The organism is Streptomyces sp. NPDC056948 (assembly GCF_042674225.1).
In the GTDB taxonomy this organism is placed as follows: Bacteria; Actinomycetota; Actinomycetes; order Streptomycetales; family Streptomycetaceae; genus Streptomyces; species Streptomyces purpurascens.
The window spans coordinates 1-14675 of sequence record NZ_JBHUQX010000236.1 but is presented as its reverse complement, the minus strand read 5'-3'; the positions used below and the strand labels follow the sequence as shown (position 1 = coordinate 14675).

Sequence of the window (14675 nt, the reverse complement as noted above, 5' to 3'; positions counted from 1 at the left end):
CCTGACGACGACCCCCCGACGTCAGGGCTGCCGGTTTTTCCGGGTGCGTTTCCGGTGTGTGCGGGGGGTGTTTACAGGACCTTTGCGTCCGCTCCGGAATGAGCCGCTCCAGCACGGCCGTTGACGAGGAGCATGACCTCTCTTCGCAAGCTCGGCTCCTCCGACCTCGAAATCTTCCCGCTCGCCCTCGGCGGCAACGTCTTCGGCTGGACCGCGGACGAGGCCGAGTCCTTCGCCGTTCTCGACGCGTACACCGCCGCCGGCGGCAACTTCGTCGACACCGCCGACGTCTACTCGGCGTGGGTCGACGGCAACCGGGGCGGCGAGTCCGAGACCGTCCTCGGCAAGTGGTTGCAGGCGCGCGGCAACCGCGCCGATGTCGTCGTCGCCACGAAGGTCAGCCAGCACCCCGAGTTCCAGGGCCTGTCCGCCGCCAACATCAAGGCCGCCGCCGACGCCTCGCTGCGCCGCCTGCGCACGGACTACATAGACCTCTACTACACCCACTTCGACCGGCCCGACGTGCCGGTGGAGGAGATCATCGGGGCGCTCGACGAGCTGGTGAAGGCCGGGAAGGTGCGGCACATCGCCGCCTCCAACATCTCGGCGGAGCGGCTGCGGGCCTCCCTGGAGTTCTCCGACCGTGAGGGCCTCGCCCGCTATGTGGCGCTCCAGCCCCACTACAACCTGGTCTCCCGCGACACCTACGAGGGCGAGCTCCAGGACCTGGCCGAGCGCTCCGGTCTGGCGGCCGTCCCCTACTACGCGCTCGCGTCCGGCTTCCTCACCGGCAAGTACCGGCCCGGTACGACCGTCGACAGCGCGCGGGCCGGCGGTGCCGCCAAGCACCTGGAGACCGACCGGGGCCTGAGGGTCCTCGGCGCCCTCGACGAGATCGCCGCGGCCCACGACGCCCCTGTCGCGACGGTCGCCCTGGCCTGGCTCGCGGCCCGGCCCACGGTGGCGGCGCCGATCGCGTCCGCACGGACGGTGGAGCAGTTGCCGGCGCTGGTCGGGGTCGGGGAGCTCACGCTGACGGAGGCGGAGGTCGACCGTCTGACGGAGGCTTCGGCCTGAGCCGTCCGCGTGGGCCGGCCGCCTCGGCTACGACCGGTACGGGTTGTACGCGGGGTACGGCGTCGACGGAGCCGAGTACTGCGTCGTCGGATGGCCGTACCCGTACACCCCGTACACCGGCCAGGGCGGTGCGGCCACCGGCACCGGAGGGGCCGTGATCCGCGCCGCGTGGTCCAGCGCGGGGCGGGCCGCCTCCCGGCGCCGCCACAGTGCCTCCAGCAGTTCCCGTTCCCGTACGACGAAGTCGGCACCTGCGCGGCCGCGGCGGCCCCGGTGCCGCAGGAACGCCAGAGACGTCGCGTAGGCCTCGTACTGCGCCACCGCCCGCGCCGCGGTCTTCCCCGCGTGGCGGCGGGCGTACTGGCGGGCGATCCGCCGGGCCCGCATCGAGCCGAGGGCGTACGGCTCGGCCGGAGTCAGCCAGCCGGCGACGGCATACGCGGGCAGCTCCGCCCGTACGGTCCTCAGCTCCCGCTGCCGGGTCCAGATCACCAGCCACGTCAGCAGCCCGAAGATGGGCACCATGAACGCCGCGTACACGGCGAAGAACCCGTACTCGCCGAACGCCGACGAGCCGTTCCACATCGCGTGCATGCCCATCGCGAGCAGCAGCCCGGAGAGCGGGAAGGCGATCCGGCGGATGCGCCGGCGGTCCGCCGACAGCGCGGAGATGCCGAAGCCGATGCCCGTGAGGACCGTGAAGAGCGGGTGCGCGAACGGCGACATGACGATCCGCACGAAGAAGGTCGCCGCCGTGACGGAGGCGATGCCGCTGTGCCCGGCGAGCTGATCGGTGCCGAAGGCGATGCCCAGATAGAGGATGTTCTCCGTGAACGCGAAGCCGGTGGCCGTGACGCCGGCTATGACGACGCCGTCGACGATGCCGGTGAAGTCACGCCGCCGGAAGAGGAAGACCAGTAGAACGGCCGCCGCCTTGGCCGACTCCTCGACCACCGGCGCGATGACGGTCGCGCCGAGCGTGTCCGCGCTCGTCGGGTCCGCGGTCGCCGTCGCTATCCACTGGGTCGCGAAGCTGTTGGCGACGATCGCTATCAGCGCCGCCGCGCAGGCGCCCCAGGCGAAGGAGAACAGCAGGTTCCGCCAAGGGCCCGGTTCGACCCGGTCCAGCCAGCGGAACGCGGCTATGAGCAGGGGGACCGGGAGGACGGCCAGCCCGAGCCCGACCAGGAACCCCTCCGTGCCGGTCTCCTCGCGGACCAGGGCGAGGATCACGAGGCCGGAGATCACGAGGAGCGTGCACAGCGCGCCGTAGCGCACCCAGGCGCGCTGCCACCAGTGGGCGTGCCGCAGGGAGCCGGCGGTGGCTGCGCCGGTGAGGGGCACGCCGTCGGGGGGACCGCTGGGGTACGACGGATATGGGGGGCAGGTGGCCACGGCATTGACCCTAACGACGGATGGGCGCTGTCCGCAGGCGGGAGAGATCCGGGGGCGGTCAGGCGCCGGCGGGGGGTTGGTCCTCGTGCTGTACGCGACGGAAGAGGAGGTCGTTCACGACATGTCCCTTGTCCAGTCCCTGGCCCTCGAAACGGGTCAGGGGACGGAACTCGGGACGGGGCGCGAAACCGCCGTCCGCCTGCGTGTTCTCGAAGTCGGGGTGTGCGGTGAGGACCTCGAGCATCTGCTCGGCGTACGGTTCCCAGTCGGTGGCGCAGTGCACGGTCCCGCCGGGCTTGATGCGGGTCGCGGCCAGGGTCAGGAAGTCGGGCTGGATGATCCTGCGCTTGTGGTGCCGCTTCTTGGGCCAGGGGTCGGGGAAGTAGACGCGGAGGCCGTCGAGGGAGTCCGGGGCGAGCATCTCGCGGAGCAGGATGATCGCGTCGCCGTTCGCGACCCGGATGTTGGACATGCCGTTCCGGTCGGCGAGATTGAGCAGATTGCCCTGGCCGGGGGTGTGGACGTCGACGGCGAGGATGTTGGTGCGGGGGTCGGCGGCGGCCATCTGGGCGGTCGCCTCGCCCATGCCGAAGCCGATCTCCAGGACGACGGGGTTGTCGCTGCCGAACAGGTCGGCGAGGTCGAGCCCCCGGTGCCCGTCGATGTCCAGTCCCCACTTGGGCCACAACCGCTGCAGCGCGTCCGCCTGCCCCGCGGTCACCCGGCTCCGCCGCGGCTGAAAACTCCGGATCCGCCGCTCGAAGTGCGACCCGGCGGGATCGGCCTTCGGCCCGTCGGGAAAGCGCGGCTCACCCTTGGCCCGCGTGTGCCGGATGGACATACCGGGCGCGTGGTCGGGGTGCTCGCCGTCGGGGGTGGTGGGCGGCTGGGTGCTTTCGGGGGTATTCACGGAGTCAGACACAGTGAGGCCGATTTTACGGCCGTCGCGTAAGAGGGTGCGGTGGGGCGAGGCCGCGGCACTCCTTTGCCGGGTCGCGACTCCACCCGGCCCCTGTGTCACAGCCCGCTCAGTGCCCTCCGCGCCACCTCCCGGCCGATCGGCAGGGACGCCGTGGCCGCGGGAGACGGGGCGTTCAGCACATGCACCGTGCGAGCGCCCTCGCGGATCAGGAAGTCGTCCACCAGCGTGCCGTCACGCAGGACGGCCTGGGCCCGCACGCCCGCCGCCGTCGGCACCAGATCTTCCTCGGACACCCCGGGCAGCAATCTGCCCACCGCGTCCGTGAACGCCGCCTTGGACAGCGACCGGCGCAGCTCACCGGCCCCGTACCGCCAGTGCCGGCGCGCGATCCGCCAGGATCCCGGCCAGGTCAGGGTCGACCCCAGCTCGCGCCAGCGGACCGTGCCCCAGCCGTACCCTTCGCGGGCCAGGGCCGGCACCGCGTTGGGCCCGACGTGGACACCGCCGTCGATGCCGCGGGTGAGATGCACCCCGAGGAACGGGAACGCCGGGTCGGGGACGGGGTAGACCAGGCCCCGCACGAGTTCCGGCCGGGCGAGTTCGTAGTACTCGCCCCGGAACGGCACGATCTGGACGTCCGGGTCGTCCCCGGTCAGCCGGGCGATCTCGTCGCTGTACAGGCCCGCGCAGTTCACCAGGACCCGGCCGCGCACCACGTCCCCGGCCGACGTGAGCGCGGCGACGCCCAGCTCGGGGCGGCGGTCGATGCGCACGACCCGCGTGCCGTAGCGGATCTCCGCGCCCGAGCCGTGGGCGAGCTGGCGGGCGACCGCGACGAAATCGCAGATGCCGGTCGTGCCGACGTGTATGGCGGCGAGGCCCCGCACCTCCGGCTCGTACTCCGTGATCTGGGACGCGCACAGCTCCCGCACCGGGATCCCGTTCTCCCGGCCGCGCTGCACGAGCGCGTGCAGACGGGGCAGCTCGGAGCGGTCGGTCGCGACGATCAGCTTGCCGGTGACGGAATGCGGGATGCCGTACTCGGCGCAGAACTTGACCATCTCGGCGGCGCCCCGCACCGCGTAACGCGCCTTGAGGGAGCCGGGGCGGTAGTAGACGCCGCTGTGGATGACGCCGCTGTTGCGGCCGGTCTGATGCCGGGCGGGGCCCGGTTCCTTCTCCAGCACCGTGACACGTGTGCCCGGTGCGGCGCGTGTGATCGCGTACGCCGTCGACAGGCCGACGATCCCGCCGCCGATCACCAGCACGTCACAGTCGTATGCGAGCCGCACGAGCACCACCTCCCACCTCGATAGTGCACTGCGCCACTGACATCGCCTTCAAACGCGCGGACGGCGGCGAGCCCGCCGCTCAGGCGGGAGCCACCAGCAACGGCCGGGCACGCTCACGGAGCTCCACCACCCGCGGCTCGTCCCCGTACGGCTCCAGCCGGTGGAGAAGATCCTTCACGTACTCCGTGGTCCGGGCGGACGAGATGCGCCCGGCGACCTCCACCGCCCGCACCCCCTGCTCGCACGCCGCGTCCAGATTCCCCGACTCCAGTTCGGCCACCGCCGAGACGACGAGGCGCAGACCGTGCGAGCGGACGAACTCCTCCGTCGGCTTCGAGAGCGCCTGCTCGGTGAAGCGGCGGACCTGGCGGGGCGCCTTGAGATCGCGGTAGCACTCGGCCGCGTCAGCGGCGAAACGGTCGTAGGAGTAGAAGCCGAGCCAGCTCGGGTCGTTGTCGCCGGGGCGGGCGCGCTCCAGCCAGCTCTCGGCCGCCTTGAGGGCGCCGCCGGCCGCCGGGGCGTCACTCGCGCGGGCGTGCGCGCGTGCCTCGACGAGGCGGAAGAAGCTCATGGTGCGGGCCGTCGCCAGGCCGCGGTTGCGTTCCAGGGCGGCCTGGGCGAGGTCCACGCCCTCGTCACCGAAGCCGCGGTAGGTGGCCTGGAGGGACATGGAGGCCAGGACGTACCCCCCGAGTGGGACGTCCGCCGCCGCCCGGGCCAGGCGCAGGGCCTGGATGTAGTAGCGCTGGGCCGCTTCCTGCTGGCCGGTGTCGAAGGCCATCCAGCCCGCGAGCCGGGTGAGTTCCGCGGAGGCGCCGAAGAGGGCCCGGCCTACCTCGTCGGAGTAGGAGCCGAGCAGCAGGGGGGCCGCCTCCACCCTTAAGCACTCGGGGACCATCGACGAACGCCAGTCGCCGCCGCCGTACTTGGAGTCCCAGCGCCGCGCGTCCTCGGCGGCCTCCCGAAGCTTCTGCACATCGCTGTGGCCGACTTTGAGCGGTGCGCCGGAGCCCTCGCCGGGGCCCACGTCACGCGCGACCGAGCTGTCGGCCGGGGTTATCAGCCATCGTGAGGCGGGCGTCGCGTACGCGCTCACCGCGAACGATCCGGCCAGCGACTGCCAGATGCCGCCGGTTCCGGCCCGGCGGCCGGCGAGGTCGAGGCGGTACAGCTCCGTCGCGGACCGCACCGCCTGGCCGACGTCCCGCGGGAAGGCGAGGCCGACTTCGGGCGCGGGATCCGCGTCCGCCAGGCCGATCTCGTGGAGCGGCACCGGGCGGCCGAGCTTCTGGCCGATGGCTGCGGCGATGAGGTGCGGCGCCGCACCCTGCGGCACCATGCCCTTCGACACCCAGCGCGCCACCGACGTCTTGTCGTAGCGAAGCGTCAGACCGCGCTGGGCGCCGAGGTCGTTGACACGCCGCGCGAGGCCTGCGTTGCTGATTCCCGCGAGGGCGAGAACGGCGCCGAGTTTTTCGTTCGGCCCGCGTTGCTCCCTGGACATGAGCCACCCCTCGACACAGACGGCTGCCGCACTGGCATAACCACGCGGCATTCGTAAACCCAGCGTAGTTCGCCGCATCCCAAGCGTTAAGGGGCATTGTTCCGGTTGGCGGGATTGTGGTCCGTACTGAAGTGCGGTTCAGATACGGGCTGTTGCGGCGTGCTCCCACTGTGTGGCCGTGCGCCTGCCCGTGCGCTCTTCTCCAGCCATCACGGGAGCGGTTCCATGGTCATTGCGTGGGTCGGCCCGCTGTACTGGATCCAGTGGGCTGGGGGACACCGCCGCCTACATCCCCGCGGGCGGCGGAACGGTCCGGGAGGCGTGCTCCGTCTCCCGGACTGCGCGATCGGGTGGTGGTGCGCCGAGCCTGTACGGAGCGTGTTCGACGCTGTCCGCGTAACGGCGATTTGGCTGAAAATCGACCCCGCCGGTCGTGAGGTATCAGGGCTCCGACCACGGCACTTGAGGGCGCATCAGGCGTAGTCAGGGCGCGTATCGGGGGCGCATTCGCGCCGCAGCCGTGTCGGAGACGTGTCGCTGACGTGCCTTGCGTCCCGGCCGTCTTTTCTGCGTTCGGGGCGTTCGGGGCGGTGCGGGTGTCGCCGCCGGGGCGCATTCAACGGAGCGCAAGCGGCGTCGAGGCCCTCTGGAGTGCTTCCTTCATGGCAGCATGGTGAACCGGTTCGTACGGTGCACTGGTTGTCCACAGCCTGTGGAGGCGGCGATGCGGTGGTTGGTGGGATGGAGCAGTACCGCCGCGGGAGCACTCGCTGCGGGTTCGGCGGGGGCCACGGGGCAGGACGGCGAGACCGTGCACCCGGTGGGTTCCCAACTCCTTTGGGGTGACCCCGATCCGCTGTGGGCGGTCGGCGACTGGCGCCCCGACGAGGTGCGGGTCGTGAAGGCCGACGACCGGACCCGCATCGCGGTCCTCGGCATCTGCGGTGCCACCGACGAGCAGTTGCGCGTCGCGCTGTTCGCCGCGCGCGGCGGGGCGCTTCGGCATCTGACCGCCTGGCCGGGCAGCTACACCGCGATCGTGCAGGTCGGCAGGAGGCTCACCGTCTGCGGCGATCTCGCGGGCGCGCGGCCGGTGTTCCACACGCCCTGGGCCGGCGGTACGGCGTACGCGACGGCCGCGCTGCCGCTGGCCGACCTCATCGAGGCCAACCTCGACTTCGGGCACCTCGCCGCGCTGCTGGCCGCCCCTGACGTACCCGCCGCGCTGCACGACTCCACGCCGTACGACGGCGTGAAGCGCATTCCGCCGGGGCATGCCCTGATCCTTCGCGCCGGTGCGCGGGAGATCGCCGGGTACGAGCCCGTCGCCTCGCTGGCGGTGGCGGCGCCTCCGGCCGACCCCGACAGCGCGGTCGACGCCGTGCGCGACGCGCTCGTGGAGGCCGTACGGACCCGGCTGTCCGCGCCGCGGCACGTCCCCGGGGCGGACATAGACCCCGGCCCCGTGCCCGGCATGGGACCCGCCGAGCGGCGTGCCGCGCGCGGGATGCCCGTACCGGGCATCGGGGCGGACCTGTCCGGCGGACCGGCCTCGGGGACGCTGGCACTGCTGGCCTCGGGGCTGCCCGGGATGCCGGGCACGGTGCTGGGGCACGGCACGGGCGCGGGGGAGCGGCTGCTGGCGGTCACGTTCAACGACCTCGCCGTCGCAGGGCAGGAGGCCGAGCTGGAGCGGGCGGGCGCGCTGGCGGCGAACCCGCGGCTGCACCACGTGGTCGTGGCGGGCGGCGAGGAGACCCTCCCGTACGCCGACCTGGACGGCCCGCTGACCGACGAACCCGGGCCGTGCCTGGTGTCGGCGGCACGGCACCGGGCGCGGCTGGCGTCCGGCAGCGCGGACCACTTCACGGGCTACGGGGCCCGTCAGGTCCTGGACGCCCATCCGGCCCGGCTGGCCGACCTGCTGATGGACCGCCGGCGGCGTCATCTCGTGCGGCCGGTCGCCGCGCTGGCCAAGGCGGACGGGTCGGTGCTGGTCCCCGCGCGCGTGTACGCGGCGGCGCGACGACTGTCCCGTATGCCGTACCGGTCGGGCATCGAGTCCCTGGCCGAGCGTCTGCTCGACCACCGGTCGGACGACGGCTTCGACGCGCCCGGTGGCGCGGTGGAGGCCTCGCTCGCCGCGCTGACCTGGGGCAGACCCGGGCCGGCCGCGCGCTGGCTGACCGGTGAGGCACTCGCTGAAGTATCGGTTCGCCTTCAGGCGTCGACGCACCGGTCGGAGCTGGTGGGGCCGGGGCAGCGGCCGGGTGACTTCCGCGCGCGTGCGGCGCTGGCGCGGCACGCGGCGGACCTGCGGGTGCTGGAGCAGGCGGCGGAGATCCGCTTCCAGCGGCTGCACGCGCCCTTCCTCGACAACCAGGTCGTGCGCGCGGCCCGGGCGCTTCCCGAGGCGCTGCGGGTACGGCCCGGGGCTCGGGCGGCGATCCTGCGTACGGTGCTGGAGGGGGCCGGAGTGCGGGAGCTGCCGCCCGGGTGGGGCGTCCCGACCCAGGCGACCGAGGCGGCCGCGGCCCGAACGGGCCTGAGAGTGGCGGCGGACTCCCTGGTGACGCTGTTCGACACGCCCCTCCTGGCGGAAGCGGGCCTGGTCGAGGCCCGAGTGGTCCGCAAGGCCCTGCGCTCCGCGGCGGCCGGCGAACCCCTCCCCCTGGACGGCCTCGCGGACCTGGTCTCCCTGGAACTCTGGCTCCGCCGCCTCCTGGCCCGCCGAGGCACCTGCTGGACGGGCACGCCTGCTCGGCAGCGGGCAGTACCGGCGGGAATCGCACCGCAACGGGGGGCGTTGGGAGCGGGGGCAGCGGGCCGGCTGACGTAGCCGCCTCAGCTGCGGGCATGCGTGCCGCCGAGCTGCGGGCGCCGGTCCCCGCCCAGCTGCCGTTGAGCTGCGGGCATGCGTGCCGCCAGGGGCGGCACGGGTGGGCGCAGCGGCACCCCGCAACGCCGGGCTGCGCACCCACCCGCCCCCAGCACCGACGCCGAGCACCCGCAAACACACCCCGCAGCAACACCCCGCGTTCAAAAACCCCGCGGCCCTCACCCCCACCCCAGCGACAATGACCCCGTGCGGTACAGAATCCTGGGCACCACCACGGCAGAGGACGACCACGGCACAGCCATCCCCCTCGGCGGCCCCCGCCTCCGCGCCCTCCTCACCGCCCTGGCCCTACGCCCCTCCCACACCACCACACCCCAGACGCTGATCGACGAGGTGTGGCCGGACGACCCACCCCAGGACGCCCCCGCCGCCCTCCAAGCCCTCATCGGCCGCCTCCGCCGCGCACTCGGCAAGGACGCCGTGACGACCTCCGAAACCGGCGGCTACCGACTCACGGCCACGCAGGACGACATCGACCTCTTCGTCTTCGAACGGCTCGTCCAGCAGGGCACCGACGCCCTCGCCGCCGACGCCCCCGCCCGCGCGGAACGGCATCTCGACGACGCCCTCGCCCTCTGGCGCGGCCCCGCCCTCGCCGACCTGACCGACCGCTCCGCGGCCACCCGCCCGGAGGCCACGCGCCTGGAGGCGGCCCGGGCCCTGGCCGAGGCCCGCCTACGGCTCGGCCGCGCGCCGGACGTCGTACCGGAACTGCGGGAACTGACCGCCGTACACCCGTACGACGAGCCCCTGCACGCGCTCCTCATCCGCGCCCTGCGCGACACCGGCCGGCAAGCCGACGCCCTCGCCGCCTACGAGTCGGCCCGCCGTGCCCTCGCCGAGGGCCTCGGTACCGACCCGGGCCCGCAGTTGCGCGCCCTGCACGCGGAGCTGCTCGGCGCGTCCGCGCAGGACCGGAAGCCCTCGTCAACGCCCCCCGTACGGCCCGAGCGGACCGGCAACATCCGTCCCCGACTGACCTCTTTCGTCGGCCGGGAACCCGAGATCAGCGCCATCCGTTCCGATGTGCACAGGGCCCGGCTCGTCACCCTCACCGGACCGGGCGGCTCCGGCAAGACCCGTCTCGCCGAGGAGGCCGCCGCCGGGCTTCCGCAGGCCTGGCTGGCCGAGCTCGCCCCGCTCGACCGGCCGGAGGCGGTGCCCGGAGCGGTGGTCAGTGCGCTCGGTCTGCGCGAGACCGTGCTGCTGACCAGCGAGCTGACGGCTGTGCCGGACGACCCGGTCGCCCTGCTCGTGGAGTACTGCGCCCCGCGCAGCCACGTCCTGATCCTTGACAACTGCGAGCATGTCATCGGCGCCGCCGCCCACCTCGCCGAAACCCTGCTGACCCGCTGCCCCGGACTCACGATCCTGGCCACCAGCCGCGAACCCCTGGGCGTGCCGGGCGAGTTGGTCCGTCCGGTCGAGCCCCTGCGCCCGGACCAGGCCCGCCGGCTGTTCGCGGAGCGCGCCGCCGCCGTCCGTCCCGACCCGGACGCCGCGCTCCGTGACGAGCGGGCGGTGGCGGAGATCTGCCGGCGGCTGGACGGTCTGCCGCTCGCCATCGAGCTGGCGGCGGCCCGGCTCCGGCTGCTCACCCCCCGGCAGATCGCCGACCGGCTCGACGACCGCTTCCGCCTCCTCACCTCCGGGAGCCGTACGGTCCTGCCCCGCCAGCAGACCCTGCGTGCCGTCGTCGACTGGTCGTGGGACCTGCTCGACGAGGCCGAGCGGATGATGCTGTGCGAGGTGGCCGTGTTCGCGGGCGGCTGGGACCTCGCGGCGGCCGAGGCGGTGTGCACCGGGCCCGCCGCCGAACTGATCGGGGCGCTCGTCGACAAGTCCCTCGTCGTGGCCGCCCCCGGCGAGGGCGACGGCTCCGCCGGGATGCGGTACCGCATGCTGGAGACCATCCACGAGTACGCGGTCGAGCGCGCCGCCGAGGTTCCGCCACTGCGGGCAGCGGCCGAGCGCAGGCACCACGCTTGGGTGCGCGCGCTCGTCGAGCGGGCCGACCCGCTGCTGCGTTCCGCCGGGCAACTGCCGTGGATCTCCCGCCTGGAGACCGAGCTGGACAACATCCGCGCGGCCCTCGACCGGAACCTGACCGCCGGGGACGAGGCGGAGGCCGGTGCCCTCGCCCTGGCCATGGGCTGGTTCTGGTGGCTGCGCACCTACCGGCACGAGGGCATGGAGTGGCTCGACCGGACCCTGCGCCTGGGAGCGGCGATGGATGCCACGGGGCGTGTACCGTCCGGTGGCGGGCCGGGCGTGCCCGACCCCGTCGACCACTTCCTCGACACGCCGGACGGCGAAGCGGAGCATCCGCTGCATGCCCTGCGGATGCAACTGCGCATGCTGCATCTGTTCTTCATGGCCGAGGACACGCCCATGGACGCGTACGTGGGCGAGCGGCGCCGGTATGTGACGCGGGTATGGGCGTACTTCGAGGCCGGCGGACCGCAGGCGGCCCGGGTCCCGGGGCTCGTCTGGCCGATGATCGCCTCCTTCGTGGGTGAGCTGGGGGACGTCCGCGCCGCCATGGACTCCGCCGTCGCCAACTGCCGTGCCCACGGCGGCGACTGGGAGACCGCCGTCGCCCTGATGTTCCGTACGCACATGGTGGTCGACGCCCCCGGCGATCTGGACGGCGTCGACGACGACCTCGCGGAACTGCGCACCCTCAGCCGCCGCGCCGGAGACCGCTGGCTGCGGGCCCAGGTGTGCAGCGCGGCCGCCGAGGCCGCCATGGCACGCGGCCGTTTCGACGAGGCCAAAGGGGAGTACGAGGAGGCCCTGCGGCTCGCCTACGAGGTGGGCGCGTACGCCGAGTCGCCGTTCCTCATCGCCCGGCTCGCCGAGATCGCCTACCGCGCGGGAGACCGCCCGGCCGCGCTGGCGGGGCTGGACGAGGCGAGCGCCGCCGCCGACCGGTACGCCGTGGCGGACTCCAAGGCGTTCGTCCTGCTGCTGCGCGCCCAGATCGCTCTCGAGGAGGGACACATCGCGCGAGCGCGGGAGCTGTGCGGCGCGGCGCACGTGGAGGCCGCGCGTGGCACACCGCCGCCCCAGTTCATGGTGATGCTGGAGCTGATCGACGCCCTGATCACGGCGAGCGAGACCGCTCCGGAGCCCGCCCTGGCCAAACTGGCCGCAGCCCTGCGCGACGCCGTGGAGAGGCGGTGCTCCGACATGATCCGGGCGACGGTCGTGGACAGCGCGGCAGGAGTGCTGGCCGACCTCGGCGACTTCCCGCGTGCGGCACGGCTGCTGGGCGCCGGCGACCGCTGGCGGGCCGGCCGCCCTCGCCCCATGCCGGAACACGCCCACGCGGAACGGACCGCGGCCACCGCTCGCGCCGCCCTGGGCAGTGCCCGGTGCCGGTCGGAGCGCGCCCTGGGCGCGGGTCTCACCGCTGATGACGTCCTGCGCGAGCTGGACGAGGCGCGGAGTTTTGACGCCGCCGAGCCACGCTAGGCGCAGGTGAACCTCGATTCGGCCCAGTCCGCAAGGGCCACGTTGTCGAGGGCGCCGCGCGGCTCCACGACCAGCCGTACGGTGCTGCGGCCGGCGAGATCCACATGGACGGGGACGGCCGGGTCCCCGCCCTCGACCAGCCCGGACCGCCACAGCCGGACCCCGTCGGCGTAGACGGAGAAGTACACCTTGCCGAGCCTCAGCGTCAGGTCGTCCACACCGACGAGCGCGTCGTACGAGGAGCAGGGCCGGTTGAGGTCGATGGTGACGGAGGAGCGGCCGTGCACGGTGACGCCGTGCGTGTGCCGCTGGTCGCCGACCGACATGCCGTACCGCTTCCAGACCCAGCTGCTCGCCCCGATCCGCATCTCGGGTTCGGTGCCGTCGCCGCTGATGTCGTACGACAGTTCGCTCCACTGATAGACGGCCGGGGCGGGCGGCGCCTCGGTCGGGGGCGGTGTGGGCGTGGGCGCGGGGGGCGGTGTCGGCCTCGGGGACGCGGGCGGCGGGGTGGGCTTCGGAGCCGGTGTCTCGGCCGAGGAGCGTGTGGGACGCGGGCCGGTCCCTGGGGTGGCCGGCGTCGGCGCGGGCGTCTCGGCGCGCGCGGGCACGATCCCCGGGGGCCGCGGTCCGGGCTCGCCCTTCGAGGGGGAGGGCGAGGGCGTGGGCTCGCCGGGCCGCACCACCGGCGACGTCGGGGAAGTCGGGAGAGGAGGAGACGTCTTCGCTTCCTCCTTCGGCTTCTCGTTGCCGGCCAGGGCCATCACCACCGCGGCCACGACACCCACGGCGACCACACCGGCCGCGATACCGGCCTTCAGGGGCGCGCCGACCCCCTCGGACGCCGCCGCACCGCCTCCGCTTCCCGCCCCACCGGACGAACCGGCGCCCGCGCCCGCTGCCGCGCCGGACGAACCGGCGCCCGAGCCCGCGCCCGCTGCCGCGCTCGCTGCCGCGCCGGACGAGCCTCCGCCTGCCGTCGCGGCCGCACCAGTACCGGCCGCCCCCGCGCCTCCGGCGATGAGCCCGGCCACCTTGGCGTACCCGGCGGCACCGAACCAGCCGAGGAGGGCGACCGGGACGACGGCGGGGATGCCACCGGCCACTTCCGCGATCTGGCTCGCGGCCAGCCGGCACTTCGCGCACTCGTCCAGGTGCTTGCGCAGCCCACGCTCGGCACGGGTGCGCAGCCGGCCGCGGGCGTAGGTGCCGAGCTGGTCGGCGTAGCGCGCGCACTCCTCGTCGCCGGTGAGTGTGGCGCTGACGTGGGCCTGGAGGTAGGCCTGCTTGAGGCCCTCACGGGCCCGGCTGGCGAGCACCCGCGTGCCGTTGGCGTCCAGGCCGAAGAGCGTGGCGACCTCGCTGGGCGACTCGTCCTCGACCTCGGTGTGCCACAGCACGGCCTGCCACCGCTCGGGCAGCGACCGGAAGGCCTGCATGGCCATGGACCGCTCGGCCTGGTGCATCGCCCGGACGTCCGCGCCCAGTTCGAGAGTTTCGCCGTCGGACACGTCGGGCCCGTGCGCGGACTGGGCGGCGAAGACCGCGAAGTCGTCGACGAGCTGTTCCCGCCGCGCCGACCTCGTCCAGGAGGCGGCGACGCGCCGCACGGAGGTGAGCAGATACGCGCGTACGGCGTGCTGGGGGCCGGAGCCGCCGCGCACCGCCTGGAGCATGCGGGCGAAGACCTCGGCGGTCAGGTCGTCCGCGGTGTGCGCGTCACGGCAGCAGGTCCGGGCGTACCGGCGCACGGCTTGCGCATGGCGCCGGTACAGCTCCTCGTACGCCGTGTCGTCGCCCGAACGCATCCAGTCGATGAGCTCGGTGTCGGCCGGCGGGAGCTCGCGGGGTGGCGGCAGGACGCTGTCCTCGTGCCGGTCGCGCTGTGCCGGGACCGAGCCGTCGGCGGGGTGCCCGCCGGGCGGGACGCTCGCGCGCCCGCCCTGGCTCGGTACTTGCTCGTCCCGCCCGTCAACGCCCATCGCGGAAAGCCCCCGCCAGCCGGCCAACACGTCCAGACCACCGGGTCAGAGTGCCATATTGGCTTTTGGTCAGGACCCCGGAGTTCGGACGATCACTCATCCGTGGGGATTTACCGCACGCCAGTAC

At 73.6% G+C, this 14675-nt stretch carries 8 protein-coding genes; 3 read left to right on the top strand and 5 right to left on the bottom strand.

Annotated elements, in window-relative coordinates:
- The first annotated feature begins 132 nt into the window (after positions 1–132).
- Entirely contained in the window at positions 133–1077 is a 945-nt protein-coding gene (locus tag ACFTZL_RS27235; protein WP_382587854.1) for an aldo/keto reductase, read from the top strand.
- Positions 1078–1104: 27 nt separating this feature from the next.
- Here ACFTZL_RS27235 and ACFTZL_RS27230 read toward each other — a convergent pair whose 3' ends face one another.
- From ACFTZL_RS27230 to ACFTZL_RS27215, 4 genes are all read right to left on the bottom strand, one after another.
- Positions 1105–2472, bottom strand: coding sequence for a PrsW family intramembrane metalloprotease (locus ACFTZL_RS27230; RefSeq protein ID WP_382587852.1), 1368 nt, complete (start codon positions 2470–2472; stop codon positions 1105–1107).
- Between the two features lie 58 nt (positions 2473–2530).
- On the bottom strand, positions 2531–3394 hold the full coding sequence (gene trmB / locus ACFTZL_RS27225; protein ID WP_382587850.1) for a tRNA (guanosine(46)-N7)-methyltransferase TrmB: 864 nt from the start codon (positions 3392–3394) through the stop codon (positions 2531–2533).
- Between the two features lie 95 nt (positions 3395–3489).
- Positions 3490–4695, bottom strand: a complete 1206-nt coding sequence (gene lhgO, locus ACFTZL_RS27220) for an L-2-hydroxyglutarate oxidase (protein WP_382587848.1) — start codon at positions 4693–4695, stop codon at positions 3490–3492.
- Between the two features lie 70 nt (positions 4696–4765).
- Complete coding sequence (locus ACFTZL_RS27215) at positions 4766–6190, bottom strand: MFS transporter (protein WP_215120504.1); 1425 nt, start codon at positions 6188–6190, stop codon at positions 4766–4768.
- Positions 6191–6914: 724 nt separating this feature from the next.
- Here ACFTZL_RS27215 and ACFTZL_RS27210 point away from each other — a divergent pair.
- Entirely contained in the window at positions 6915–9029 is a 2115-nt protein-coding gene (locus ACFTZL_RS27210) for an asparagine synthase-related protein (protein WP_382587846.1), read from the top strand.
- Positions 9030–9275: 246 nt separating this feature from the next.
- Positions 9276–12566, top strand: coding sequence for a BTAD domain-containing putative transcriptional regulator (locus ACFTZL_RS27205; protein WP_382587844.1), 3291 nt, complete (start codon positions 9276–9278; stop codon positions 12564–12566).
- Here ACFTZL_RS27205 and ACFTZL_RS27200 read toward each other — a convergent pair.
- Entirely contained in the window at positions 12563–14548 is a 1986-nt protein-coding gene (locus ACFTZL_RS27200) for a sigma-70 family RNA polymerase sigma factor (protein ID WP_382587842.1), read from the bottom strand. The two genes, ACFTZL_RS27205 and ACFTZL_RS27200, sit on opposite strands and share 4 nt — an antisense overlap.
- Positions 14549–14675: the final 127 nt, after the last annotated feature.